At 54.1% G+C, this 25,248-nt stretch carries 23 protein-coding genes; 9 read left to right on the top strand and 14 right to left on the bottom strand.

What is annotated here, in order from left to right:
* Nucleotides 1-12: 12 nt before the first annotated feature.
* On the bottom strand, nt 13-1,992 hold the full coding sequence (aegA, locus tag ACVXHP_RS20580; protein ID WP_447572103.1) for a formate-dependent uric acid utilization protein AegA: 1,980 nt from the start codon (nt 1,990-1,992) through the stop codon (nt 13-15).
* Between the two features lie 263 nt (nt 1,993-2,255).
* Between aegA and narQ the strand changes: the two genes are divergently transcribed.
* Nucleotides 2,256-3,953 (top strand): nitrate/nitrite two-component system sensor histidine kinase NarQ, encoded by a 1,698-nt coding sequence (gene narQ / locus ACVXHP_RS20575; protein WP_304701087.1) that lies wholly within the window; start codon nt 2,256-2,258, stop codon nt 3,951-3,953.
* Between the two features lie 184 nt (nt 3,954-4,137).
* Entirely contained in the window at nt 4,138-7,251 is a 3,114-nt protein-coding gene (acrD, locus tag ACVXHP_RS20570) for a multidrug efflux RND transporter permease AcrD (protein ID WP_447572102.1), read from the top strand.
* Nucleotides 7,252-7,326: 75 nt separating this feature from the next.
* On the opposite strand, the gene ypfM is transcribed toward acrD, so the two are convergent.
* Nucleotides 7,327-7,386: a protein YpfM gene (gene ypfM, locus ACVXHP_RS20565; protein ID WP_001386977.1), complete on the bottom strand. Its 60-nt coding sequence runs from the start codon at nt 7,384-7,386 to the stop codon at nt 7,327-7,329.
* 388 nt (nt 7,387-7,774) lie between these two features.
* Here ypfM and ACVXHP_RS20560 point away from each other — a divergent pair, with 388 nt between their 5' ends.
* The 3 genes from ACVXHP_RS20560 to ACVXHP_RS20550 are packed head-to-tail and all read left to right on the top strand — an operon-like array spanning nt 7,775 to nt 9,490.
* The gene (locus ACVXHP_RS20560) at nt 7,775-8,131 is read left to right on the top strand and encodes an ArsC family reductase (RefSeq protein ID WP_200005501.1); all 357 of its coding nucleotides are present in this window, start codon (nt 7,775-7,777) and stop codon (nt 8,129-8,131) included.
* Nucleotides 8,132-8,134: 3 nt separating this feature from the next.
* Nucleotides 8,135-9,262 carry a succinyl-diaminopimelate desuccinylase gene (gene dapE, locus ACVXHP_RS20555; protein WP_042306881.1) on the top strand — a complete coding sequence of 376 codons (1,128 nt, stop codon included), beginning with the start codon at nt 8,135-8,137 and terminating at the stop codon, nt 9,260-9,262.
* A 27-nt stretch (nt 9,263-9,289) separates the two neighbouring features.
* Nucleotides 9,290-9,490 (top strand): YpfN family protein, encoded by a 201-nt coding sequence (locus ACVXHP_RS20550; protein WP_003835080.1) that lies wholly within the window; start codon nt 9,290-9,292, stop codon nt 9,488-9,490.
* A 103-nt stretch (nt 9,491-9,593) separates the two neighbouring features.
* Here ACVXHP_RS20550 and ypfH read toward each other — a convergent pair whose 3' ends face one another.
* From ypfH to dapA, 6 genes are all read right to left on the bottom strand, one after another.
* Nucleotides 9,594-10,292 carry an esterase gene (gene ypfH / locus ACVXHP_RS20545; protein ID WP_316129238.1) on the bottom strand — a complete coding sequence of 233 codons (699 nt, stop codon included), beginning with the start codon at nt 10,290-10,292 and terminating at the stop codon, nt 9,594-9,596.
* Nucleotides 10,293-10,365: 73 nt separating this feature from the next.
* On the bottom strand, nt 10,366-12,381 hold the full coding sequence (locus ACVXHP_RS20540; protein WP_304701095.1) for a tRNA(Met) cytidine acetyltransferase TmcA: 2,016 nt from the start codon (nt 12,379-12,381) through the stop codon (nt 10,366-10,368).
* A 15-nt stretch (nt 12,382-12,396) separates the two neighbouring features.
* Nucleotides 12,397-13,263 carry a KPN_02809 family neutral zinc metallopeptidase gene (ypfJ, locus tag ACVXHP_RS20535; protein ID WP_200005498.1) on the bottom strand — a complete coding sequence of 289 codons (867 nt, stop codon included), beginning with the start codon at nt 13,261-13,263 and terminating at the stop codon, nt 12,397-12,399.
* Between the two features lie 128 nt (nt 13,264-13,391).
* Nucleotides 13,392-14,105 (bottom strand): phosphoribosylaminoimidazolesuccinocarboxamide synthase, encoded by a 714-nt coding sequence (purC, locus tag ACVXHP_RS20530; RefSeq protein WP_003835086.1) that lies wholly within the window; start codon nt 14,103-14,105, stop codon nt 13,392-13,394.
* 111 nt (nt 14,106-14,216) lie between these two features.
* Nucleotides 14,217-15,251 carry an outer membrane protein assembly factor BamC gene (gene bamC / locus ACVXHP_RS20525; protein WP_447572101.1) on the bottom strand — a complete coding sequence of 345 codons (1,035 nt, stop codon included), beginning with the start codon at nt 15,249-15,251 and terminating at the stop codon, nt 14,217-14,219.
* Between the two features lie 16 nt (nt 15,252-15,267).
* The gene (gene dapA / locus ACVXHP_RS20520; protein ID WP_200005497.1) at nt 15,268-16,146 is read right to left on the bottom strand and encodes a 4-hydroxy-tetrahydrodipicolinate synthase; all 879 of its coding nucleotides are present in this window, start codon (nt 16,144-16,146) and stop codon (nt 15,268-15,270) included.
* 145 nt (nt 16,147-16,291) lie between these two features.
* On the opposite strand from dapA, the gene ACVXHP_RS20515 reads away from it, so the two are divergent.
* Together ACVXHP_RS20515 and bcp are read left to right on the top strand one after the other, a co-directional pair.
* Nucleotides 16,292-16,864, top strand: a complete 573-nt coding sequence (locus tag ACVXHP_RS20515) for a glycine cleavage system transcriptional repressor (protein ID WP_200005496.1) — start codon at nt 16,292-16,294, stop codon at nt 16,862-16,864.
* The gene (gene bcp, locus ACVXHP_RS20510; protein WP_038642568.1) at nt 16,864-17,334 is read left to right on the top strand and encodes a thioredoxin-dependent thiol peroxidase; all 471 of its coding nucleotides are present in this window, start codon (nt 16,864-16,866) and stop codon (nt 17,332-17,334) included. Before ACVXHP_RS20515 ends, bcp begins: the two co-directional genes overlap by 1 nt.
* Nucleotides 17,335-17,441: 107 nt before the next feature.
* Here the strand turns inward: bcp and iadA are convergent, their stop codons facing one another.
* From iadA to ACVXHP_RS20490, 4 genes are all read right to left on the bottom strand, one after another.
* Nucleotides 17,442-18,605, bottom strand: coding sequence for a beta-aspartyl-peptidase (gene iadA / locus ACVXHP_RS20505; protein ID WP_447572100.1), 1,164 nt, complete (start codon nt 18,603-18,605; stop codon nt 17,442-17,444).
* Between the two features lie 11 nt (nt 18,606-18,616).
* Entirely contained in the window at nt 18,617-19,078 is a 462-nt protein-coding gene (locus ACVXHP_RS20500; protein WP_447572099.1) for a YjiG family protein, read from the bottom strand.
* 1 nt (nt 19,079) lies between these two features.
* Nucleotides 19,080-19,739, bottom strand: a complete 660-nt coding sequence (locus tag ACVXHP_RS20495) for a nucleoside recognition domain-containing protein (RefSeq protein ID WP_447572098.1) — start codon at nt 19,737-19,739, stop codon at nt 19,080-19,082.
* Nucleotides 19,740-19,905: 166 nt separating this feature from the next.
* Nucleotides 19,906-20,970, bottom strand: a complete 1,065-nt coding sequence (locus ACVXHP_RS20490; protein WP_006683504.1) for an AI-2E family transporter — start codon at nt 20,968-20,970, stop codon at nt 19,906-19,908.
* Nucleotides 20,971-21,196: 226 nt separating this feature from the next.
* Here ACVXHP_RS20490 and bepA point away from each other — a divergent pair, with 226 nt between their 5' ends.
* The gene (bepA, locus tag ACVXHP_RS20485; protein WP_447572097.1) at nt 21,197-22,660 is read left to right on the top strand and encodes a beta-barrel assembly-enhancing protease; all 1,464 of its coding nucleotides are present in this window, start codon (nt 21,197-21,199) and stop codon (nt 22,658-22,660) included.
* 105 nt (nt 22,661-22,765) lie between these two features.
* Nucleotides 22,766-23,125 (top strand): arsenate reductase (glutaredoxin), encoded by a 360-nt coding sequence (gene arsC / locus ACVXHP_RS20480; protein ID WP_447572096.1) that lies wholly within the window; start codon nt 22,766-22,768, stop codon nt 23,123-23,125.
* 34 nt (nt 23,126-23,159) lie between these two features.
* On the opposite strand, the gene ACVXHP_RS20475 is transcribed toward arsC, so the two are convergent.
* Both ACVXHP_RS20475 and uraA read right to left on the bottom strand, forming a co-directional pair.
* Nucleotides 23,160-23,861 (bottom strand): DnaA inactivator Hda, encoded by a 702-nt coding sequence (locus ACVXHP_RS20475; RefSeq protein ID WP_233612556.1) that lies wholly within the window; start codon nt 23,859-23,861, stop codon nt 23,160-23,162.
* Nucleotides 23,862-23,956: 95 nt separating this feature from the next.
* Nucleotides 23,957-25,246, bottom strand: a complete 1,290-nt coding sequence (gene uraA / locus ACVXHP_RS20470) for a uracil permease (protein ID WP_016157119.1) — start codon at nt 25,244-25,246, stop codon at nt 23,957-23,959.
* Between the last annotated feature and the right edge of the window lie 2 nt (nt 25,247-25,248).

The raw sequence follows: 25,248 nt of genomic DNA, 5'->3' as shown, positions 1-25,248 counted from the left end.
CTTGACCTTCGGCTAGTGAGATTTGACTGATTTTACGCCCAGCCAGTCGACGATCCCTTGTGCAGCATGCCGCCCTTCGGCCATCGCCGTGACCACCAGGTCCGCACCGCGTACCGCGTCCCCTCCGGCAAAGATTTTCGGATTACTGGTTTGATAACGGTACGCGCTCTCAACGTTGGCGGCAATGCGTCCCCAGTTATCGACCTTAACGCCATGCCTCTCCAGCCACGGCATACCGTGCGGGTGGAAACCAAACGCCATGATCACCGCATCTGCGGGCATCACAAACTCACTCCCGGCGATCGGCACCGGACGTCGACGCCCCTGAGCATCCGGCTCGCCAAGCTGGGTACGTAAGAAACGCACGCCGCTGACTCGTCCATCGGCATTCAACACCAGTTCAACCGGCTGAACGTTAAACTCAAAGTTCGCCCCCTCTTCGCGCGCGTTTTTCACCTCTTTTTTCGAACCCGGCATGTTGGCTTCATCACGACGGTAGGCGCAGGTTACCTGGCTCGCGCCGTGACGCAGCGCGGTGCGTACGCAGTCCATCGCCGTATCGCCGCCCCCCAGGACAACCACGTTCAGCCCGGCAGTATCGATAAACGGCTCTTCAGGCAGTTCATCCAGCCCCATCACCTGTTTTGTGTTGGCAATCAGGAACGGCAGCGCATCATAAACGCCAGGCGCGTCTTCATTCGGCAGGTCCGCCTTCATGGAACGATAGGTCCCCACGCCCACAAACACGGCATCGTACTCTTCCAACAGCGTCGCCAGCGCCACATCCCTTCCTACTTCACAGTTAAGTTCGAAATGAATGCCCATGGCGCTGAAGATTTCGCGGCGACGCGCCAGCAGCGTTTTGTCCAGCTTGAAGGCCGGTATGCCAAACGTCAGCAAACCGCCGATTTCAGGATGGCGATCGTACACGGTGGCGCTAACGCCGTTTCGCGCTAACACATCTGCACAGGCCAGGCCTGCCGGACCCGCGCCGATAATCGCGACGCGTTTATCCACTTTCTGTACGTGGCTTAAGTCAGGTCGCCAACCTTTGCTCAGCGCCCGATCAGAAATATAACGCTCAATATTACCGATAGTCACCGCGCCATGCTCGTTACGCACCGTGCATGCCCCTTCGCAGAGCCGGTCCTGGGGACACACGCGCCCGGTCACTTCCGGCAGGCAGTTGGTCTGATGAGAAAGCTCAACCGCCGCGTCGATGTTCCCGGCTTTGACCAGTTCAATCCACTGCGGAATATGGTTGTGCAGTGGGCAGGTCCATTCGCAAATACTGTGGTCGCCGCATTTCAGGCAGCGGGACGCTTCCCGTTCCGCCTGCGCCGTACGAAACGGCAGATAGATCTCTTCAAAGCTGGTTTTACGGGCTTCAATCGCCAGCTTATCCGGCTCACCACGGGCAGGCGTCGCCTGCATTTGCTCACGTTTGGTGATGGCATCCTGAACAAAATCGGTAGCGCTACTGTGCCAGGGTTGACTCTCCAGACTGGCTGTACGCAGTCTGCGCGCTTTTGACAGACCGGTAAGCGCGTTTTCCGTCACCAACTGTAACGCCTGTGCCGGACAGTTTTCCACGCAGGCGGGCCCCTCTTCACGCCCCTGACATAAGTCGCATTTATGCGCTGTCGCTTTCACCTTTCCTTTAGCCACGGGAGTGAGTACGATCTGCATCGTGCCAAAGGGACAAGCCACGACGCACGATTTGCAGCCAATACACTTTTGCGGGTTCACCTGCACGCTGTCGTTATCATGGCTGATTGCCCCGTTTGGGCAACTTCTGGCGCAGGGCGCATCTTCACAGTGGTGGCAGGTCACCGCACTGCGCTGGTGCTGATGCTTGATGACGGTAATTCGGGGCTGGAAATGCCGCGGGCTCAGGACATGCTGCTCGCCATTGTGAGCCATGACGCAGGCGACCTCACAGGCATGGCAACCCAGGCACTGCTGGCTATTGACCATAATAAAACGATTCATGGCTTCCTTCTTTTTTGGTTGCAAAAACCTTATTCTTTATATGACTGTTGTTATTAACCGACACGGAAGGAAGCGGCAATGTTCATTTGCCCAGGAAGCACAACTATTTATCCAGAACCTGTGGCAGATCAATTTATTTCATCGCATATGAAATTGTGTTTCAGTTACCATCCAGTTTCATGGCGTTTTATTAACATTTATCAACTACACCGCATCGTTCGGGCTGTATCAAGGCGCGACGTGTATTGTGTGAGGATGCACAAGTGACGGTAAAGCGTCCGGTCTCGGCCAGTCTGGCCAAGGCTTTTTTCTACATCGTGCTGTTGTCGATTCTCTCAACGGGTATTGCGCTGCTCACGCTGACCAGCAGCTTGCGGGATGCTGAAGCCATCAACGTTGCTGGCTCATTGCGCATGCAAAGCTACCGTCTGGGTTACGATCTGCAAAGCCAAAGCCCGCAGCTCAACGCTCACCGCCAACTTTTCCAGCAGGCGCTAAACTCGCCGGCATTGCAAAATCTGAATGCGTGGTATGTACCGCAAGCGGTGAAAAGTCGCTATGGACGACTGCATGCAAACTGGCTGGAAATGAACGCCCGTTTGATCGATGGCGATTTAAAATGGTACCAGGCCAATATCAACAACTATGTCGATCAAATCGATCTCTTCGTGCTGGCGCTGCAACACTACGCCGAACGCAAAGTGATGCTGGTTTTTGGTATTTCGCTGGCAGGCGGGATCGGCATATTCACTTTGGTTTTCTTTACCCTGCGGCGCATTCGCCAGCAGGTGGTGCGGCCACTCAATAAGCTGGTAATGGCCAGCCAGCACATTGAGCACGGTCAGTTTGATATCCCGCCGCTGGATACCGGTTTACCCAACGAACTGGGGCTGCTGGGCAAGACCTTTAGCCAGATGTCGAGTGAGTTACACAAGCTGTACCGCTCGCTGGAAGCCTCGGTCGCAGAAAAAACCCACGATCTCCACGAAGCTAATCGCCGCCTGGAGGTGCTGTATCAGTGCTCTCAGGCGCTCAATACCAGTCAGATTGATGTGTACTGCTTCCGCCATATTTTACAGATTGTCCGCGAACATGACGCCGCGTATTTCCTGGAGCTTACCGTCGGTGATAACTGGCGGATTAGCGAAGGGACCAAAAGCCCCGAGCTGCCAATGCAAATCCTGCCGGTCACGATGCAGGAAACCGTCTACGGCGAACTGCACTGGCAAAGTCCAAACGTCAATGCCTCGACCCCGCTGCTCAACAGCGTATCGTCTATGCTGGGACGTGGGTTGTACTTCAACCAGGCGCAAAAACATTTTCAGCAACTGCTGTTAATGGAAGAGCGTGCGACCATTGCACGCGAACTGCACGACTCGCTGGCGCAGGTGCTCTCTTATTTACGCATTCAGCTCACGCTGCTGAAGCGCTCGATTCCAGAGGATAACGCTCCGGCGCAAAGCATTATGGCGGATTTCTCTCAGGCGCTGAATGATGCCTACCGTCAACTGCGAGAGCTGCTGACCACCTTCCGTCTGACCTTACAGCAGGCCGATTTACCCTCCGCCCTGCATGAAATGCTGGAAACGCTGCAAAATCAGACTTCAGCTAAACTGACGCTCGATTGCCGGTTGCCTACGCTGGCGCTGGATGCGCAAATGCAGGTGCATCTGCTGCAAATTGTTCGTGAAGCGGTGCTGAACGCAATTAAGCATGCTAACGCAACGGAAATTGCCGTCAGTTGCGTCACCGCACCGGATGGCAATCATACGGTTTATATCCGCGATAACGGCATCGGCATTGGCGAACCGCATGAGCCTACCGGACACTATGGATTAAATATTATGCGTGAGCGAGCGGAAAGACTCAGCGGCACATTGACCTTCTCGCAGCCCTCCGGCGGGGGAACGCTGGTAAGCATCAGTTTTCGTTCGGCTGAATCCGACAGTGGTCTAACGTAAAGAACCGCAAAGCGCTTGCAGGCCGGGATCCCGCCCTGACGGCGCTGGCACAAAAGGTATGCTGTAAACGGGCATGATAATTTACATTATCTTCTTTTTTTCTCCACGTTTGGCTCGTACCTTGCCGCTAAAGTGAAACAAGTCATACCCATAACGATACGCAGAAACACGAGGTCCCCTTTTAATGGCGAATTTTTTCATCGATCGCCCCATTTTTGCCTGGGTGTTAGCTATCCTGTTGTGCCTGACAGGAGCCCTGGCTATTTTTTCACTCCCCGTTGAGCAATATCCCGATCTGGCCCCGCCCAACGTGCGGGTAACCGCCAACTATCCTGGTGCATCTGCACAAACGCTGGAAAACACCGTGACCCAGGTCATCGAGCAGAATATGACCGGTCTCGATAATCTGATGTACATGTCATCACAGAGCAGCGGGACAGGCCAGGCATCCGTTACGCTGAGCTTCGTCGCCGGAACCGATCCTGACGAGGCCGTCCAGCAGGTGCAAAACCAGCTGCAATCGGCAATGCGTAAGCTGCCGCAGGCGGTACAGGATCAAGGTGTCACAGTGCGTAAAACCGGGGATACCAATATTCTGACCATCGCCTTCGTCTCTACCGATGGCTCCATGGATAAGCAGGACATCGCCGATTACGTGGCGAGTAATATTCAGGATCCGCTCAGCCGCATAAACGGCGTGGGGGATATCGATGCCTACGGCTCACAATACTCCATGCGTATCTGGCTCGATCCGGCCAAACTTAACAGCTTCCAGATGACCGCCAAAGATGTGACCGATGCCATCGAGTCACAGAATGCGCAGATTGCCGTCGGGCAACTTGGCGGTACGCCTTCAGTAGACAAACAGGCGCTGAATGCGACGATTAATGCCCAGTCGCTGCTGCAGACTCCGGATGAATTCCGCGCGATTACGCTACGCGTTAACCAGGACGGTTCAGAAGTTAAACTGGGCGACGTGGCGACGGTCGAAATGGGGGCTGAGAAGTATGACTACCTCAGCCGCTTTAACGGGAATCCCGCCTCCGGTCTGGGCGTGAAACTGGCCTCCGGCGCCAATGAAATGGCGACAGCGACGCTGGTCATTAACCGTCTGAACGAACTGTCGCAATACTTTCCGCACGGGATGGAATATAAGGTGGCATATGAAACCACCTCCTTCGTAAAAGCCTCAATCATCGACGTGGTAAAAACCCTGCTGGAAGCGATCGCACTGGTATTTTTGGTCATGTACCTGTTCCTGCAAAACTTCCGCGCCACGCTGATTCCCACTATCGCCGTACCTGTCGTTCTGATGGGCACCTTCTCCGTGCTCTACGCCTTTGGCTATAGCGTGAACACGTTAACCATGTTTGCGATGGTGCTGGCGATCGGCCTGCTGGTGGATGACGCCATTGTAGTAGTGGAAAACGTCGAGCGTATTATGAGTGAGGAAGGCCTCACGCCGCGTGAAGCGACGCGGAAATCGATGGGGCAAATACAGGGGGCGCTGGTCGGTATCGCCATGGTGCTGTCGGCGGTGTTTATTCCAATGGCCTTCTTCGGCGGTACCACCGGGGCGATTTATCGCCAGTTCTCGATTACCATTGTTTCCGCGATGGTGCTGTCCGTTCTGGTGGCGATGATCCTCACCCCCGCCCTGTGCGCCACGCTACTTAAACCGCTGCATAAAGGCGAGCATCACGGGCAAACCGGTTTCTTCGGCTGGTTTAACCGCATGTTTAATCGCAACGCCGAGCGCTACGAAAAAGGCGTTGCCAGAATTCTGCACCGCAGCCTGCGCTGGATCCTGATCTACGGTCTGCTGCTCGGCGGTATGGTCTTCCTGTTCCTGCGCCTGCCGACCTCCTTCCTGCCGCTGGAAGACCGCGGCATGTTTACCACCTCGGTCCAGCTGCCCAGCGGCTCCACGCAGCAGCAAACATTGAAAGTGGTTGAGGAAGTGGAGAAGTATTACTTCACCCACGAAAAAGACAACATTACGTCGGTCTTCTCGACCGTCGGTTCTGGCCCTGGCGGGAACGGACAAAACGTGGCGCGTATGTTCGTGCGTTTAAAAGACTGGGATGAGCGTGACACCACCACCGGGACCTCCTTCGCCATCATCGAACGCGCGACCAAAGCGTTTAATAAGATTAAAGAGGCTCGCGTCTTCGCCAGCAGCCCTCCGGCCATTAGCGGCCTCGGCAGTTCGGCTGGTTTTGATATGGAACTGCAGGATCACGCCGGCGCGGGTCATGACGCGTTAATGGCCGCGCGCGACAAGCTGATTGAGTTGGCCGGGAAAGACGCGTCCCTGACCCGCGTTCGTCATAACGGACTCGACGACAGTCCACAATTGCAAATTGATATCGATCAGCGCAAAGCCCAGGCGCTGGGCGTGTCCATTGACGACATCAACGACACATTGCAAACGGCCTGGGGCTCCAGCTACGTTAATGACTTTATGGACCGCGGTCGCGTGAAGAAAGTTTACGTACAGGCGGCGGCGAAGTACCGCATGCTCCCGGACGACATCAACCTGTGGTACGTCCGCAATAATAGCGGCGGCATGGTACCTTTCTCGGCCTTTGCCTCCTCGCGCTGGGAAACCGGCTCACCGCGTCTGGAGCGTTATAACGGCTATTCTGCCGTCGAGATTGTCGGTGAAGCCGCGCCCGGCGTCAGTACCGGTACGGCAATGGACGTGATGGAGTCGCTAGTGCGCCAGTTGCCGACCGGATTTGGCCTCGAATGGACGGCAATGTCTTATCAGGAACGACTGTCGGGTTCTCAGGCACCAGCCCTGTACGCCATTTCTCTGCTGGTGGTGTTCCTGTGCCTGGCGGCACTGTACGAAAGCTGGTCGGTGCCCTTCTCCGTCATGCTGGTGGTACCGCTGGGGGTCATCGGCGCGCTGCTGGCCACCTGGATGCGCGGTCTGGAAAACGATGTTTATTTTCAGGTCGGGTTATTAACCGTTATCGGTCTTTCGGCGAAGAACGCAATATTGATTGTTGAATTCGCCAATGAGATGAACGAGAAAGGACACGATCTGCTCGACGCCACGCTGCATGCCTGTCGCCAGCGCTTACGTCCGATTCTGATGACGTCGCTGGCGTTTATCTTCGGGGTATTGCCGATGACCATCAGCAGCGGCGCTGGCTCCGGTGGTCAACATGCGGTGGGGACCGGCGTAATGGGCGGGATGATTTCAGCCACCATCCTGGCGATTTACTTCGTTCCCCTGTTCTTTGTACTGGTCCGCCGACGCTTCCCATTGAAACCACGCCCAGAATAATCGGACACAAAAAAGGCGACTTACGTTGAGTCGCCTTTTTTTATCCTTTGCAGGATATGCATTTCTTCCAGAAAATTATTTACGAAGCATTACTTCGATAAAGTCTTTCCAGTTCCCCAGTTCACGTTCAATCATAACAACCTCTCTTATTATTATGAGCATTCTACGAAATCATCATCATCAAAAGAAGATCATTTAACCGATGGTTGTGATTACATCCTCCAGTGTTTGGGGTTTATGTGATCACTATGCGCTATGCCCATAAATTTTATGTGACTTACTGCAATATTTTGAAATATTCATACATGATCTACTACTTTTGCAATTCTGATGGAAAAACAGGCTGATGCAAACAGGCAAATTCTGATTTTCATTTATGAGTTAGTTTTGGAACTTTCAGGAATCATTATTCACCATTGTTCAACAATGTTATATTTCTCTATAACGCCTGGATGACAATATGTATTATTCGTGTTCACACAACACGAGAATAAATATTCAAATTAAATCGATAAGGATTCAAATGATCACGCTCTACGGCATTAAAAATTGCGATACGATTAAAAAAGCCAGACGCTGGTTAGAACAACGAGAGATCGACTACCGCTTCCATGATTATCGCGTCGACGGCCTGGACAACGCGCTATTACAGTCTTTTATCAGCGAATTAGGTTGGGAGCCGCTGCTCAATACGCGTGGAACCACGTGGCGGAAACTGGATGAAGCCACGCGTAGCCAAATCACTACTGCGGACGCCGCCGCCGCGTTGATGATTGAAATGCCTGCAATTATCAAACGCCCATTGCTCTGCGAGCCGGGTAAGCCTATGCTGCTTGGTTTCAGTGAATCCAGTTATACGCAGTTTTTTAATGAGGTGTAATCTATGTCGTGCCCGGTTATTGAGCTGACTCAGCAGCTTATTCGCCGTCCTTCTCTGAGCCCGGATGATGCCGGGTGCCAGGCGTTAATGATTGAACGTCTGCGTGCGGTAGGTTTTACCGTTGAGCGTATGGATTTTGGTGACACGCAGAATTTTTGGGCATGGCGCGGTAAAGGTGAGACCCTGGCATTTGCCGGTCACACTGACGTAGTGCCTGCCGGCGATGTCGATCGCTGGATTAATCCGCCGTTCGAACCAACCATTCGCGATGGCATGCTGTTTGGGCGTGGCGCTGCCGATATGAAAGGTTCGCTGGCGGCGATGGTCGTGGCCGCAGAACGCTTTGTCGCCCAGCATCCTAATCATCAGGGCCGTCTGGCATTCCTGATAACCTCTGACGAAGAAGCCAGCGCCAAAAACGGCACCGTAAAAGTGGTTGAAGCGCTGATGGCGCGTAACGAACGCCTCGATTATTGTCTGGTAGGCGAACCATCAAGTACCGAAATCGTTGGCGACGTGGTGAAAAATGGTCGTCGTGGTTCGCTGACCTGCAACTTGACCATTCACGGCGTGCAGGGGCACGTGGCCTACCCACATCTGGCTGATAACCCAGTACACCGCGCCGCGCCAATGCTCAATGAACTGGTGGCGATCGAGTGGGATCAGGGGAATGAATTCTTCCCGGCGACCAGCATGCAGATAGCCAATATTCAGGCAGGAACCGGTAGCAACAACGTCATCCCTGGTGAGCTGTTTATCCAGTTTAACTTCCGTTTCAGCACCGAATTAAACGATGAAATGATTAAAGCCAGGGTGCTGGAACTGCTGGAAAAACATCAACTGCGTTATACCGTCGACTGGTGGCTCTCCGGTCAGCCGTTCCTGACCGCACGCGGTAAACTGGTGGATGCAGTAGTGAACGCCATTGAGCACTATAATGAAATTAAACCGCAGTTACTGACTACAGGCGGGACATCCGACGGGCGTTTTATTGCCCGCATGGGGGCACAGGTAGTAGAGCTTGGGCCGGTCAATGCCACCATTCATAAAATTAATGAATGCGTTAATGCCGCCGACCTGCAATTGCTTGCCCGTATGTATCAACGTATCATGGAGCAACTCGTCGCCTGATGAGTGTTCCTGCAAGAGGAAATGAGCATGGACTGGCTGGCAAAATATTGGTGGATTTTAGTATTGGTGTTTCTGGTAGGCGTATTGCTGAACGTGATCAAAGATCTCAAGCGCGTCGACCACAAGAAGTTTCTCGCTAATAAGCCGGAGCTTCCCCCGCATCGTGACTTTAACGATAAATGGGACGACGACGACGATTGGCCGAATAAGGATCAGCCGAAGAAATAATTTCCAGGCCGATAAGTTCCGTAGGCCCGGTAAGCGTTAGCGCCACCGGGCATGACGTGCCGGATGGCAACGCTTCGCGTTTTATCCGGCCTACGGTGATCAATCAGATCATGGCAATCACATCATCATCGTGAGGCTTACCGCCACTCAGCGCTTCATCAAAGTAGTGCTTCGGTACGGTAAAACGCAGATGATCGAGCGCAAACTGCATGCTGTGTTCATCAATGGCGTGCCCCAGATTATCGACGATATCCAGCGTCACATCCCCACCCGCGCGAATTAATGCTTCCTGTGCGGCAACGGCGTGAGATAACTCAATCACCCGGTCTTCACCGCCGTGAATCAAATGCACCGTCGTCGCCGTGGTTGCAACCTCTGGCAAGGTGGCATAGCGACCATTAAAGGCGATGACGCGCGATGCCAGCCCCGACTCGGCTTTAATACTCTCAAGCGACATAATCGCCCCCTGAGAAAAACCAATCAGCGCGGTAGCGTGAGGCGAAACGCCGCTGTGCTTCTGCCAGTAGCGCACGGTTTCGATAAAGACCGGCATAATAGCGTCAACACGCGCCTGCCGGTTCTCTTCCGTTACGCCCTGAACCGAAAACCACTGACGTCCGGAAGGAGAACCAGAAGGCTCAGCCCCGCCAATGCTGACAATGAGCGCATCCGGAAACAACGGTGCAAACCAGGAGCCGATTTCGCCCATGGCTACCGGGTTATCGCCGACGCCATGAAACAGCAGCAGTAGCTGTTGAGCGGGTTTATCAGGACTTTGAACAACAAAATGGTCATGTTTCATGGCGATCTCCTTAACTGATGAGAATCATTCTACGCCGCTTAACCGCAATGACCATGTCAGTAAATTGAAGAAGTTAGTGAAAATTTTGCCATTGCATAATGCGATTTTGTAGCCGCTGTATACGTTCAGCATCCAGCTGCTTTAACGCCTGCGCGGCCTCCGCACGCTGAACGACCAACAGTGCTTTACGCCCGGAGATCTTCAACTGCTGGCACAACTCGGCATCGCTGCGTTTGGCTTGTAAGCGGCCCCGCAAGGCCGGGAGAGGTAATTCGCTGTGCTGAAGCAGACGAGTCAGGCAGCCAAGCGACGTCAATAATGGCCGATGGGCGAAAGCAAATCCGGCCAGCTCGTTCCAGTCATCCTCATTAAGCGTAGACTCTTTCAACGGGTCCAGCGGAATGCCCTCACCGTTCCACTGAGCAAGGATCTGGGCATCACGCCGCAGACGATGGTGTTCGCGCCCGGCGAGGCGTTTTCCCGCTTCGCTGATGGGCAATAACGCCATGGCGGTATAGCACCCGCTGCTGGCTTCGCGGTGATTGCCCATACGCACCAGAACAAAACCACAGCGCTGCCAGAAACGCCATAGCTCGACCGTATACCCAAAACTGACGGACAGATAGTCACACTGTGTGGAGTAACGCTGGGCCTGCATAATCAACTGCTGCCCGATACCTTCTCGCTGGCGAGCAGGATGAACCGCAATTCGGCTTACCCGCCGCCCAATGAGCGTTGCCGCCAACGGATCGCCGCCGTGCGCCGCCAGTGACTGTGCAACCAGATTTCCTCGTGGTCGGCGATATCCTGCCCAGACGGCCTGGCTTAATTCTGCGGATAATCCCCCCTCATCCACCAACCAGACGGCTCCCGCCACCGAGTCAGCACACGACGCCTGAAGAAAATGTTGACCAGGTGCGTCCATCATCCGCCGCAGATCCAGTGGCGAGGTGCGATAGTGCGCCCCGGAAAGCAGTTGATATACCGCTACCGGCAGCGCCGGGTTGTCATGCCAGGATTGTTGTTCAAATGCCGAGAAGTGCAGTTCTCCTAGCGGAGCATGCGTGAACGATTCGTCGTCAAACACCAGCGCATCGCTGACGATTTTCTCCAGCGGACATCCCTGCGCCCAGCGTACAGGCTGTTGTAACTCATACCGTCGAAGATGGGGAAAGCGGGCGCAGAATTTCAGCAAGAAGCCTCTGCCGGTTCCCTCGTAGCCCTGAACTGTCGTGGTTAATAGCGTGCGAGGAAAACGTGAGACTAACTGATGCAGTAGCGGCGCGGGGATTGCGGCGGCTTCATCCACAATCAGCCAGTCTGCGGTTGCAGAACTGCTTAACAACGCGTCCGGAGCCATAAAGCGGTAACGTTCTGCGGCAAATTGCGCCAGCACATCGGTTGCCGCTTTGGCAGGCGCGGTAACGATCGCTGTCCCGTTGATACGTGCAATCAGCTGCCCCGCCAGCGCGGATTTACCCCGACCACGCGCGGCCGTCACGGCAGCCACGCCAGAAGGCATAGCCAGCAACTGCGCTAAAATCAGCGCCTGTTCAGGCTGAGGTTCACCGGTTGCCGCTTGCCAGTCGGCGCGAGCAGGAAAGCGGGGATATAAAGCAGGCTGATGCTGCTGCCAGTGCAAAGCCTGTCCATCACGGGAAATCACCCGTTTGACGTGTTCAACAAAATGCGGCGTTGGAATCGGGTCTGCGCAGTCGCTCCAGCGCAGTGAATCCGCGTCCGGATAGGTCTGCCAGCTATGCCAGGGTGGAGTCAGTAACACCAGCCAGCTCCCGGCGATCAGCGTGCCGCTTAAGGCGGCGAACGCCGCAGCGTCAAATCCCTGCCCGGCGTCAAAAACTGCATGATGGAATTCGCGCCCGAGTAACGTTTGCAGCGCCTGCGGCGTACAGTTCGGCTCAGCAGGGGCTTGTGCCCCTACCCATAGCCAGTCGCCGGGTAACGCGTTGCGTAGCGCTAACGCTTGCGCCTGACGCCAGCTATCCTCGCCGCTGATAACCAGCAGACGGCGGATGCCTTCGCGGGTCATCTGTTCAGTTAACGCACTCAGCGCCGTGTTATCAGACATCCCTGCCTCTGTATCTTAAATGCCTTTTCCAAAAGTATTGCACTGCCCCGGGTCACCGCTGTCAAAGCCGCGTTTGAACCAGGTAAAGCGCTGTTCAGAGGTTCCGTGGGTAAAGCTGTCCGGTACCACGCGGCCTTGTCCTTGCTGCTGCAGGCGATCGTCGCCAATAGCCTGCGCGGCGTTCAGCGCCTCTTCCAGATCGCCGGATTCCAACACGCCCTGCTGCTGCATATTGTGGCCCCAGACACCGGCAAAGCAATCCGCCTGCAGTTCCATACGTACGGAAAGACGGTTCACTTCAGCCTGTGTGGCATTCTGCTGCATCTGACGAACTTTCGGTTCAATGCCCAGCAGTTTCTGCACGTGGTGGCCCACTTCATGGGCGATAACATAGCCCTGAGCAAAATCACCATCGGCGCCCAGCTTGTTTTTCATATCGTCGTAGAAGGAGAGGTCGATGTACACGGTGCCATCCGCCGGGCAGTAAAACGGCCCCATCACGGACTGGCCCGCGCCGCAGCCGGTACGCGTAGCGCCCCGATACATCACCAGCTTCGGCTGTTGATAGGTCCGGCCCATTTTTTCAAACTGCTGCCCCCAGGTATCCTCCGTGGTGGCCAGAATCACCGAGGTAAATTTTGCTGCTTCATCATCATTTGGGCTGATGGAGTGTGATGATTGCTGTTGGGAAACGGGTTGACCGGTCATTAACCCGGTGAGATCCACGCCATAATAACCGGCGACCAGCACCACAATCAGCAGGATGATGCCGCCTTTACCACTGGGCAAACGAAAACCAGGCCCGCCCATAGAAGGGCCGCCGCCGGAGCTGTTTCGTCTGTCTTCTACATTGTCACTTTCACGACGCCCTTGCCAGCGCATAATCACCTCAACTTTTTATTCATTATGATGATGATCGTAGGCGGTTCGGAACAGGATTACCATAAGAAACAGTAATCAAAATCGGCGAGATTGATGAGCCGGTGAGCGATCGCCGGCTCAGAGGGGAATTAGTCTAACTTGACACCCAGGCGATGCGCGACGGCTTCATAGGCTTCGATCAGGCCGCCCAGGCTCTGGCGGAAGCGATCTTTGTCCATTTTATCCAGCGTTTCTTTATCCCACAGACGGCTACCGTCCGGTGAGAATTCATCACCCAGCACCACTTCACCTTTATACAAGCCAAACTCAAGTTTGAAATCGACCAGAATCAGGCCCGCATCATCGAACATCTTTTTCAGCACGTCGTTAGCTTTGTAGGTCAGCTCTTTCATACGCGCCAGATTCTCTTTGCTCACCCAACCAAAAGTTTCGCAATAGGAATCGTTAATCATTGGATCGTGCATAGCATCGTTTTTCAGGAACAGATCAAACAGCGGCGGATTCAGTTCAATACCTTCCTCAACGCCTAAACGCTTAACCAGTGAGCCTGCCGCGCGGTTACGCACCACACATTCAACCGGTACCATTTCCAGTTTTTTCACCAGACATTCGGTATCGGAAAGCAGTCGCTCCATCTGGGTAGGAATGCCCGCTTCTTGCAGTTTAGTCATAATGAAATGGTTGAACTTGTTATTCACCATGCCTTTACGGTCAAACTGTTCAATGCGCGCGCCATCCCCTGCTGACGTATCATTGCGGAATTCGAGCACCAACAGGTCCGGGTTTTCCGTGCTGTATACGGTCTTCGCTTTACCACGATACAACTCAGCTTGCTTTTGCATCTTTATTACTCCTGGGTGTGAATTAACGATAAATATTGCGTTTTTCTGCCGACGCACACGTTTGCGTATCATATCAGAAAAAAAGGGCTGGAGTTATCCAGCCCTTCATTTTTACTTACTGAACGCTGCCTGGAAGACGGCGACCAGCGCGTCGTTCTGGCTTTGCGTCAGGGTATGCCCCTTCGGATCGATAAACTGCATACTACTGCGGTTATCTAAATCACCGACCTGCAGTTTATAGTCGCCGGATACCAGACCTGGATCGCTTGCGCCCAGCTCCTGCCAGCTGCTATCAGACAGCGGTTTGTAGGTTACGGCGATGCTGCCCTGAGAACGGGTGCTGTCGGTCACCTTCATGCCCACTTTCTCAAGCGCTGCCGGCAGACGCTGCCACACCACGTTGAACGGTCCACGCACCACCAGCATTGGTAAACCGGTATCATCGGCGGCGCTCTGAACGTCCATGGTGGCTGCAGAGCGGTTCTGCGCGGCATTCGCCGCATCGGTGGCGTTCTTATCCAGACCAGCAGAGATAACGTTCATCATCTCAGCGCTGTAACGCTGCATTGATGCCGCATCAGCTACGGGTTTACCCGCCTGCTCGAGGTTAGTCAGTTTCACCGTTACCGCTTGCTGATAGCCCTGCGGTTTAACCGAGATTTGATAACGTCCACGGTACTGCTCGTCTTCATCCAGACGGTTCCAGTCAACCCAGTCGGTAGTCAACGTCTGGCTGGCATCATCACGTTTCGTGATCGTGTAGTTTTTAGACTGAATGACGCTAACGACCTGCGGCCACAGCGTGTTGCCACGACCATTTTCCACCAGTAATGTCGACGTATCACCTGCGATCTGGGTACGAGCGCCAGTGACTAACGCTAACGGCTGGGCCGGTGGGCGAATGTCCAGCGCTTTACCCACGGCACCGCTACCGTTGGTTACCGGGATATTATAGTCACCCGACATAACCGGCAGAATCATCCCAGCTGGCGCATGAAGCTCAGCAAGCGGTGCGGCCTCCAGATAGGATTCATCACCGCTCACCTGGCGCTTATAGCGCGAGTCAGAACTACAGGCCGCGAGCAACATAACAAGCGAAACACCCGCAACCTTGGCCAGGCGCGACTTTTGTACTGAGTAAGCCATCAAATCTCCCTAAACTTTACAGCAAACCGGCATGCTTAAGTGCCGCCTTGACGATTTCACGAGCATTGTCCGTGATTGGCGTCATCGGCAGACGCAGCGTATCGGTCGCCACAAGCCCCAACTCCTTACATGCCCATTTCACTGGGATAGGATTGGGTTCGACAAATAGTTTGTTGTGTAACGGCATCAGACGCTGGTTAATCAACCGCGCCTCGGCAAAATGCCCCGCTGCCGCCAGTTTGCACATTTCAGCCATGTCACGCGCCGCAACGTTAGACGTTACGGAAATCACGCCATGACCACCGAGCTGCATAAAATCCAGTCCGGTCGCGTCATCACCGCTGAGCAGAATGAAGTCGTCTGAAACCAGCTCTTTGATCTGGTGAACACGACTTAAGTTCCCCGTGGCCTCTTTAATAGCGATAATATTTTTTACTTTCGCCAGACGGCCAACGGTTTCTGGCAGCATATCGCAGCCAGTACGGGACGGCACATTATACAGAATTTGCGGCAGGTCAGTATGTTCAGCGATGGCTTTGAAATGCTGGAACAAACCTTCCTGGGTTGGGCGGTTGTAGTACGGCGTCACCGTCAGGCAGCCGACAACACCGCTATCGTTGAAACGCTGCGTCAGACTAATGGCTTCTGCGGTCGCATTGGCGCCCGTTCCGGCAATAACCGGAATACGCCCGTCGGCCAGCTCCAGCGTCATCATCACCACATCGCCATGTTCATCATGACTCAGGGTGGCGGACTCTCCTGTGGTGCCAACCGAAACGATCGCCGAGGTGCCGCTGGCGACATGATAATCAATCAGTTTTTTCAGGCTCGACCGGCAGACTTTACCTTTCTCATCCATCGGCGTAACAAGCGCGACAATACTTCCCGTGAACATGGGCCATCCTCTGTGCAAACAAGTGTCTCAATGGTACGTTTGGTACGACAATAAAAGCAAGCGACCAGAGCCGTTCTGATTGTTGTATGCATGTTTTTTTTATGCTTTCCTTATGATTACCTCACCGCTCAAAGGAAGAACAGGTTTGACATCGTCATCGCAACACTATCTGGTCATTACTGCGCTGGGTGCCGACCGCCCAGGAATTGTGAACACCATCACGCGTCATGTCAGCAGTTGCGGCTGTAATATCGAAGACAGCCGACTGGCGATGCTGGGTGACGAATTCACATTTATCATGCTGCTGTCAGGCACCTGGAATGCCATCACCCTGATTGAATCAACCTTGCCGTTGAAAGGCGCTGAGCTGGATTTATTGATTGTCATGAAGCGCACGACTGCGCGTCCCCGCCCAGCGATGCCCGCCACGGTATGGGTACAGGTCGATGTCCCCGATTCTCCACATTTGATTGAACGCTTTACCGCCCTGTTTGACAGCCACCAAATGAATATTGCGGAACTGGTTTCACGCACGCAACCGGCTGAGAACGGAAAGACGGCGCAGCTGTTTATTCAAATTACCGCACATAGTCCTGCGTCACATGACGGGGCAAATATTGAAGATGCGTTCAAAGCACTCTGTACAGAACTCAATGCGCAAGGCAGTATTAACGTCGTCAATTACTCACAGCATGATGAACAGGATGGAGTTAAGTAATGAACCCACTGAAAGCCGGTGATATCGCACCGAAATTTAGCTTGCCGGATCAAGACGGAGAACAAGTAAATTTAACCGACTTCCAGGGACAGCGTGTTCTGGTTTATTTTTACCCGAAAGCCATGACACCCGGCTGTACCGTACAGGCCTGCGGCCTGCGCGATAACATGGATGAGTTAAAAAAAGCAGGTGTTGAAGTGCTGGGCATCAGCACCGATAAACCGGAAAAACTTTCCCGATTCGCGGAAAAAGAAGTTCTTAACTTCACGCTCTTGTCGGACGAAGATCATCAGGTTTGCGAGCAGTTCGGCGTTTGGGGTGAGAAGTCATTTATGGGCAAAACCTACGATGGCATCCACCGCATCAGCTTCCTGATTGATGCTGAAGGCAAAATTGAACATGTGTTTGATAACTTCAAAACCAGCAATCACCACGACGTGGTAATGAACTGGCTGAAAGAGAACGCCTGACCGTGAAATGCCGGATGGCGGCGTGAACGCCTTATCCGGCCTACAAATGCACGCACGTAGGCCGGATAAGACGCTTTAGCGTAGCTATCCGGCAGATAACCGCCCGGTTATTCAAACGTCCCTTTGACGCAGGCTTTTTTCTCTCTGACTACGGCTTTTCCCTTCGCCCACAGGTGATTCACCTCCAGCGCGTCGTTGAGCACCAGAATGTCCGCATCGCATCCCACCGCCAGACGCCCTTTATGCTCCAGACCTAAAAACTCTGCCACCGTACGCGTCAGTGGACACAGCGCCTGTTCCAGCGGCACAGCATGCACCTTCACCAACTGGCGCACCGTTTCCGCAAGGGATTCAAACCCGGCGACGCCAATTCCGGTGAGATTACCTGACTCATCAAATTCCGGCTGACTGCCGTTGCCGTCCGAGCTCAGGGTAAGGCGCGACAGCGGCACATTTTGGCGCAGCGCCGTGGCAATAGCCGTGGCAGGATCAACTGGCTCATCAATGCTGCTGGTAATGTCGATATAACCACCCTGGCGGGCATACTCCAGTGCCGCCTGGAACAAGGGTTCCGCACGGTTAACATGGGTCGGCAACAGTTTAGCGATCGGCACGTCGCAGTTTTCAAGGATCTGATACAACGGTTCCAGCATGCGCGGGCTGTCGCCCATATGGAAAACGCTGATTCCCGGTTTGCGCCCCAGCAATCCACCGACGCGCGACTGCGCCGCCATGTTCGCCAGTGCATGGGTATCTGGTGCTGAGGAACGATGGTCCGAAATCGCACACTTAACGCCAATCACTTTATCGATCAGCGCCACGTCGCGATCGATGCTGCCGGTGATAGTCGGGGAAGGCAGAGAATACGCCCCGGTCAGCATCCAGGCGCTGATCCCTTCAAACTCCAGCGCGCGGGTTTTCGCCAGCAGCGACTCCGGATGGCGGGTTATGCCATCGGTACCCAGCAATCCCACCACCGAAGTGACGCCAGCTTCAACCAGCCGTGACAAACGCACTTCCGGCGTGCGGGTGTGCGGCCCCGCTTCTCCACCGCCGCCAATCAAATGGACGTGCTGATCGATAAACCCAGGGCAGACAATCGCGCCGTCAAGATTGACGCACTCGCAGCCAGGAAAGTCTTGCGGGGAGATCGACGGCGCGATGGCAACAATCTTGCTGCCGGACACCAGTATATCCTGTCGGCCTAAATCTTCCGGCGCGTACACATGTCCCTGCTGGAACAACGTCAAATTAAGAATTGAACAGTTCATAACCTTCCTTGTCAGGCAATAACCTGCATGACCCAAATAGAGAGCAGTGCATTAATGACGCACACCGCAATAATAAGCGGATAATAACGAGGATGGACCCCCGCTGTCCCCAGACAACGTCCCACATTTTGTACTGGATTACCCATCAGGTAGATAGCAGGTAACAATACCGTAGCATCATGTCCCGAAAGCGTACCGGCGACAACCAGGCTGGCGCAAACACCGACGCCGCCTCCCATACTCATTACCGCCGCCAGCAGGACGGTGGCAGATTCGCCCGGCAACGCCCATAGCGCCATAACCGGCTCACATATCCGCCCGACAATCTCGAGCAGCCCCGTTACTTTTAGCGCCTGGATAATCACAAACGCCATCACCACGTTCGGCAACAGGCTGGTTGTTGCAATGGTAAACCCACGTCGTGCGCCATCGATAAACATATCCATGACGTTTTTACGTACCTGCGTTGTCATCTCAGGCCTCCTGCTGCGTACGGCGATTTTCCAACTGCGCAATCCATAAGCGCAGCAGGTTAGCCCCCACAAATTTGAAGACAAGGATCACCGCCAGCGGCGTAATCACCGGAACAGTAACCATCGTAAATAGCGCGGCCCCCGAGGAAAAATAGTTGGTAATACAGGCGCTGCCGCTGGTTTGCCAGCAGGCAAAAACGGCACGTTCCTGTTCAGTGATAATGCCCTCTTCAGCCATCTCTTTCGTCATCCCGGCCGCGGCATCGGTATTTTGCAAATTCGCAATCAGCGCCAGCGAACAAACACCTGGAATTCCGAGTAACGGGCGCAGGACAGGCGTCATCAACTGTTGTGCGGCGCGCAATCCCCCCAACCCTTCGGTAACGGAAATAATCCCCAGAGAAAGAATGACGGATGGCGCCAGCTCCAGTGCGAATAAAAAGCCATCTTTAGCACCCATGCCACCCGTACCGCGAAAAGAGACCGCCGTATCGCCTGCCGCATTAACCTTCCCAAACGCACCGTTGAGGACGGTGAAGTCAAAAACCCGCCACCATTCGGTACTTTTCGCAAACATGCCGGAAAAAAGAATTATTGTGATTAAAAAAGCGAGATAACCACCCCATCCCACCTTTTGCGGCGTGTGTGTGTTGTGACCCATGTTGTTCTCCTGTTGGCCTTATTCCTTGTGCGACGAAAAGATGTCTCGTTGGTCAAGTTAAAGACAAATGCGGAGAAAAACGACACCAGAGGAGATTATTCAGAATGTGTGGATAGAGGTCAGACAAGTGCAGATCCGGCGACATTGCATCGCCGGAGTTTGCAAATTAAGGTTCGTCAACGGCCTGACCATCAGGCCAGGCATGCATGACGGCTTTGATGAGCGTCGCCAGAGGGATCGCAAAGAATACGCCCCAGAATCCCCACAGCCCGCCAAAAATCACGACCGACAGAATAATCACCAGCGGATGCAGGTTAACGGCCTCGGAGAACAGGACGGGGACCAGCAGATTACCGTCCAGCGCCTGGATTATCAGGTACACGGCAAAGCAGCTCCAGAACTCGGTGCCAAGCCCGAACTGGAACAACGCCACCCCGACGACCGGAATCGTCACCACAAAAGCGCCGATATACGGGATCAAAACCGAGAAACCCACCAGCACCGCCAACAGCAACGAATAGTTGAGGCCAAACAGCAGGAATCCAAGCCAGGTCGCCACGCCAACCACCACCATCTCCAACACTTTACCGCGGATATAGTTGGTGATTTGCTGGTTCATCTCTTTCCATACCTGTCCCGCCAGCCCGCGATTACGCGGCAGCACCCGGCGCACGGCGTTCAGCATCTGGCCTTTATCTTTGATCAGGAAGAACACCATCAACGGGACAAGTACCAGATAGACCGCCAGCGTCAGCAATCCGACCAGAGAGGCTAACGAATATTTCACCACCGAATCGCCCATGGTGAGCATTCGCGAGCGCATATTCTCTGCCATCGCATCAATAATGCCCGCATCCATCAGCGCCGGATAACGTCGTGGCAACGTGGCGGCAAAATCGGACAATTTATTGAGCATGCCGGGCATATCGCGGATCAGATAAATCCCCTGCTGCCACGCGACGGGCATCACCACAAACGCCATCAGCAGCAAAATACCAACAAACACCACCAGCACGATTGATGTCGCCCAGCGCCGTGAACAGCCGATATGTTCCAGCCGTACAGTCGGCCACTCAAGCAGGTACGCCAGCACAATGGCGACCAACAGCGGCGCCAAAAGACCGCTAAAGAAGAACAGGATGCCAAAACCGGCAACCAGAATAATTAGCAGGGCGATGGCCTCGGGGTCGCTAAAGCGGCGGCGATACCATTGCATCAACATTTCGAGCATAAAACCCTTCCATGAACCCAATAGCGGGATTGCGATCCCGAATTGTATCGAAATGTCACAAAAAAGACTTCGCTTTTTATGACTGATTACGCAAAGTGAAAAGACATTTTTCCTGGGTGTTCATCGTCAGGTTTCACAGTTACACTCCCTAAGCTTGCGGAGTGTGAACGATACTTCACGGCATTGGTCAAATGGCTATCTCAAAAAAGAATACAGGACAGAGGTTATGTTCAGGCAGTTGAAAAAAAACCTGGTTGCTACCCTCATTGCCGCACTGACCATAGGTCAGGTTGCGCCCGCATTTGCTGACCCCGCGGACACCCTGCCTGATATGGGGACCTCGGCAGGGAGTACCCTTTCCATAGGACAGGAAATGCAGATGGGCGATTTTTACGTACGCCAACTGCGGGGCAGCGCGCCGTTAATTAACGACCCGTTGCTGACCCAATATATTAATAGTCTGGGGATGCGCTTAGTTGCACACGCCGACTCAGTAAAAACGCCCTTCACCTTCTTTTTAATCAACAACGATGAAATTAACGCCTTTGCCTTCTTTGGCGGCAACGTTGTTTTGCACTCCGCGCTGTTCCGCTATTCCGATAACGAAAGCCAGCTGGCATCGGTGATGGCGCACGAAATTTCCCACGTTACGCAGCGACACCTGGCGCGTGCGATGGAAGATCAGAAACGCAGCGCCCCGCTAACGTGGGTCGGTGCCTTAGGATCCATTTTATTGGCGATGGCCAGCCCACAGGCGGGTATGGCGGCGCTGACCGGTACGCTGGCGGGTACGCGCCAGGGAATGATCAGTTTTACGCAGCAAAACGAACAGGAAGCGGACCGCATCGGTATTCAGGTACTGCAACGCTCGGGATTCGATCCCCAAGCCATGCCGACGTTCCTGGAAAAACTGCTCGATCAGGCCCGTTACTCTTCGCGTCCACCGGAAATTTTGCTGACCCACCCCCTGCCGGAAAGCCGTCTGGCAGATGCGCGTAACCGCGCCAACCAGATGCGCCCGGTCGTCGTCCAGTCTTCAGAAGATTTTTATCTGGCCAAGGCGCGAACCTTAGGCATGTATAACTCTGGTCGCAACCAGTTGACCGATGACCTGCTGAGTAACTGGTCGAAAGGCAACGTACGCGAGCAGCGTGCGGCGCAGTATGGCCGCGCACTTCAGGCGATGGAAGCCAGTAAATATGATGAGGCGCGTAAAGCGCTGCAACCATTGCTGACGGCTGAACCCAACAATGCCTGGTATCTCGACCTGGCAACGGATATCGATCTCGGCCAGAAGAAAACCGGCGACGCTATTAATCGCCTGAAAAATGCTCGAGACCTGCGAGTCAACCCGGTACTGCAGCTCAATCTGGCAAATGCGTATTTACAGGGCGGGCAAGCGAAAGAAGCAGCCAATATCCTGAATCGTTATACGTTTAACCACAAGGATGACCCTAACGGTTGGGATTTGTTAGCGCAAACGGAGGCCGGTCTCGGTAACCGCGATCAGGAACTGGCGGCTCGCGCGGAGGGGTATGCCCTTGCAGGACGTCTTGACCAGGCGATTTCGATGCTCAGCAGCGCAAGTTCGCAGGTAAAACTGGGCAGCCAGCAGCAGGCCAGATACGATGCCCGTATCGATCAACTGCGCCAACTGCAAGAACGTTTTAAACCGTATACGAAAATGTAATTATCGAACTCTTGCCGGATGGCGACGCTGTAGCGTCTTATCCGGCCTACGTCAGGCGCGATATGTAGGCCGCCATCCGGCAGTATTGTTTTGCAAGGAGAAGTCATGTCAGACGCGATCAAAATCTACCATAACCCACGTTGTTCCAAGAGCCGCGAAACGCTGGAATTACTGAAGTCCAACGGCGTGGATCCGGAAGTGGTGCTGTATCTGGAAACTCCGGCAGATGCCGCAACCCTGCGTGAATTACTGCAGATGCTGGGCATGTCCAGCGCGCGTGAGCTGATGCGCCAGAAAGAAGATCTCTACAAGTCGCTTAACCTGGCGGACAAAAATCTGAGTGAAGATGCGCTGATTCAGGCCATGGTGGACAATCCGAAACTGATAGAGCGCCCCATTGTGGTTGCCAAAGGCCAGGCGCGGATTGGACGTCCGCCGGAGCAGGTACTGGAAATCGTCGGTTAACCTGAAATCGCCGCACTCTTTTCGGCTGCGGCGTTTACAGTTGCAAAATCTCTTTTACGAATGGAATGGTCAGTTTTCGCTGGGCGGTGATCGATGCGTGATCTAACTGATCCAACGTCATAAACAGCGTACGCATTTCCCGATCCAAACGCTTAAGCAGGAAACGTCCCACATCTTCCGGCAGTTCAAATCCACGAAGTCTGGCGCGTAATTGCAACGCCTGCAGCTTATCTTCATCGGAAAGCGGCTGCAGCTTGTAGATTTGTCCCCAGTCCAGGCGTGAGGCGAGATCCGGTAACCCCAGATTGAGCTGTCTTGGTGGGCGATCGCCGGTGATCAGTAAACGCGTTTTCCCAGACTCCAGAATACGGTTGTAGAGATCAAAGATCGCCATTTCCCACAGCGAATCACCGGCCACGCATTCGATGTTATCGATGCATACCAGCGATAAATGCTCCATACCGTCTAGCACCTCGGGGACAAACCAGGTGCGCTTATCGAGCGGCACATAGCCTACCGCATCGCCGCGCGCGGACAGTTCCGCACAGGCTGCATGCAGCAAATGACTACGGCCAGCGCCTTCACGCGACCAGAGATAAATATACCCGCTATGTTCCTGACGCAGCACGTTTTGCAGTGCAGCCAGTAAAGAGGAGTTATCCCCCGGCCAGAAACTTGCAAACGTTTCGTCGTCAGGAAGATAAAGTGGCAAAGAGAGCTGTGCCGGTGTGTTCAGAGATACCTCAACCCAGGATTTCATAAAATCGCGTTGAGTTTAACACAGAAATACGTCGCGATAGAACCGGGCAGCGACACTGCCCGGTCAGAGACTTACTGTTGCGGGCTGTCTGCATCTTCTGCGTCGAGCACCACTTCTTCTGGACGCAGCAGGCTGATGACTTTGAAAATCAGGCTCAGGCAGACGCCGACAATGGTCGCCAGCGCCATGCCTTTCAGCTCTGCGGCACCGATGTGGACTTTCGCGCCACTCACGCCAATGATCAAAATGACCGAGGTCAGGATCAGGTTCTGCGCTTTGTTGTAGTCAACTTTTGATTCGATCAGTACGCGAATACCGGAAGCGCCAATCACGCCGTACAGTAACAGCGATACGCCGCCCATGACCGGCAGTGGAATGATCTGGATCGCCGCCGCCAGTTTGCCCACACAAGAGAGCAGGATGGCAAAAATCGCGGCGCCGCCAATAACCCAGGTACTGTAAACGCGGGTAATCGCCATGACGCCGATGTTTTCGCCATACGTGGTGTTCGGCGTAGAGCCGAAGAAACCGGAGATTACCGTGGACAGACCGTTAGCGAACATAGAGCGGTGCAGACCAGGGTCGCGGATCAAATCTTTTTTCACGATATTTGCCGTCACCACCAGGTGTCCGACGTGTTCAGCAATGACTACCAGCGCAGCAGGCAAGATAGTCAGAATAGCAACCCATTCAAAACGCGGCGTGTAGAAAGTCGGCAGCGCAAACCAGTGTGCCTGGGCAATCGGCGTAGTGTCCACGACGCCCATCACGAAGGAGAGCGCGTAACCGGCCAGCACCCCAATCAGGATCGGGATAATTGCCATAAAACCGCGGAACAGTACGGAGCCAAAGACCGTCACCGCCAGCGTCACCATTGAGATGATGATGGTTTTCGAATCCGGTAATTGCCCTTCGGCAGGCAGTAATCCCGCCATGCCTGCAGCGACGCCCGCCAGTTCCAGGCCGATGACGGCAACGATTGCGCCCATCGCCGCCGGAGGGAACATCACATCCAGCCAGCCGGTGCCGGCTTTCTTAACGATGAAAGAAACCAGGCAGAACAGGACGCCGCACATAATGAAACCGCCCAGCGCCACTTCATAACCTAACGGCAGCAGCAGCAGCACCGGAGAAATAAACGCAAAGCTGGAACCGAGGTACGCGGGGATTTTACCCTTACAGATAAAGAGATACAGCAACGTACCAATGCCGTTAAACAGCAGAACAGTAGCCGGGTTGATGTGGAACAGGACTGGCACCAGTACCGTTGCGCCAAACATGGCGAACAGGTGCTGTAAACTAAGCGGGATTGTCTGTAAAAGCGGCGGTCTTTCACTTACCCCGATAGCACGGCGCGTCATAG

Source organism: Citrobacter freundii complex sp. 2025EL-00176 (assembly GCF_053309355.1).
Note: the sequence above shows the minus strand (reverse complement) of the source record. Positions and strands in the feature narration are given on the sequence as shown.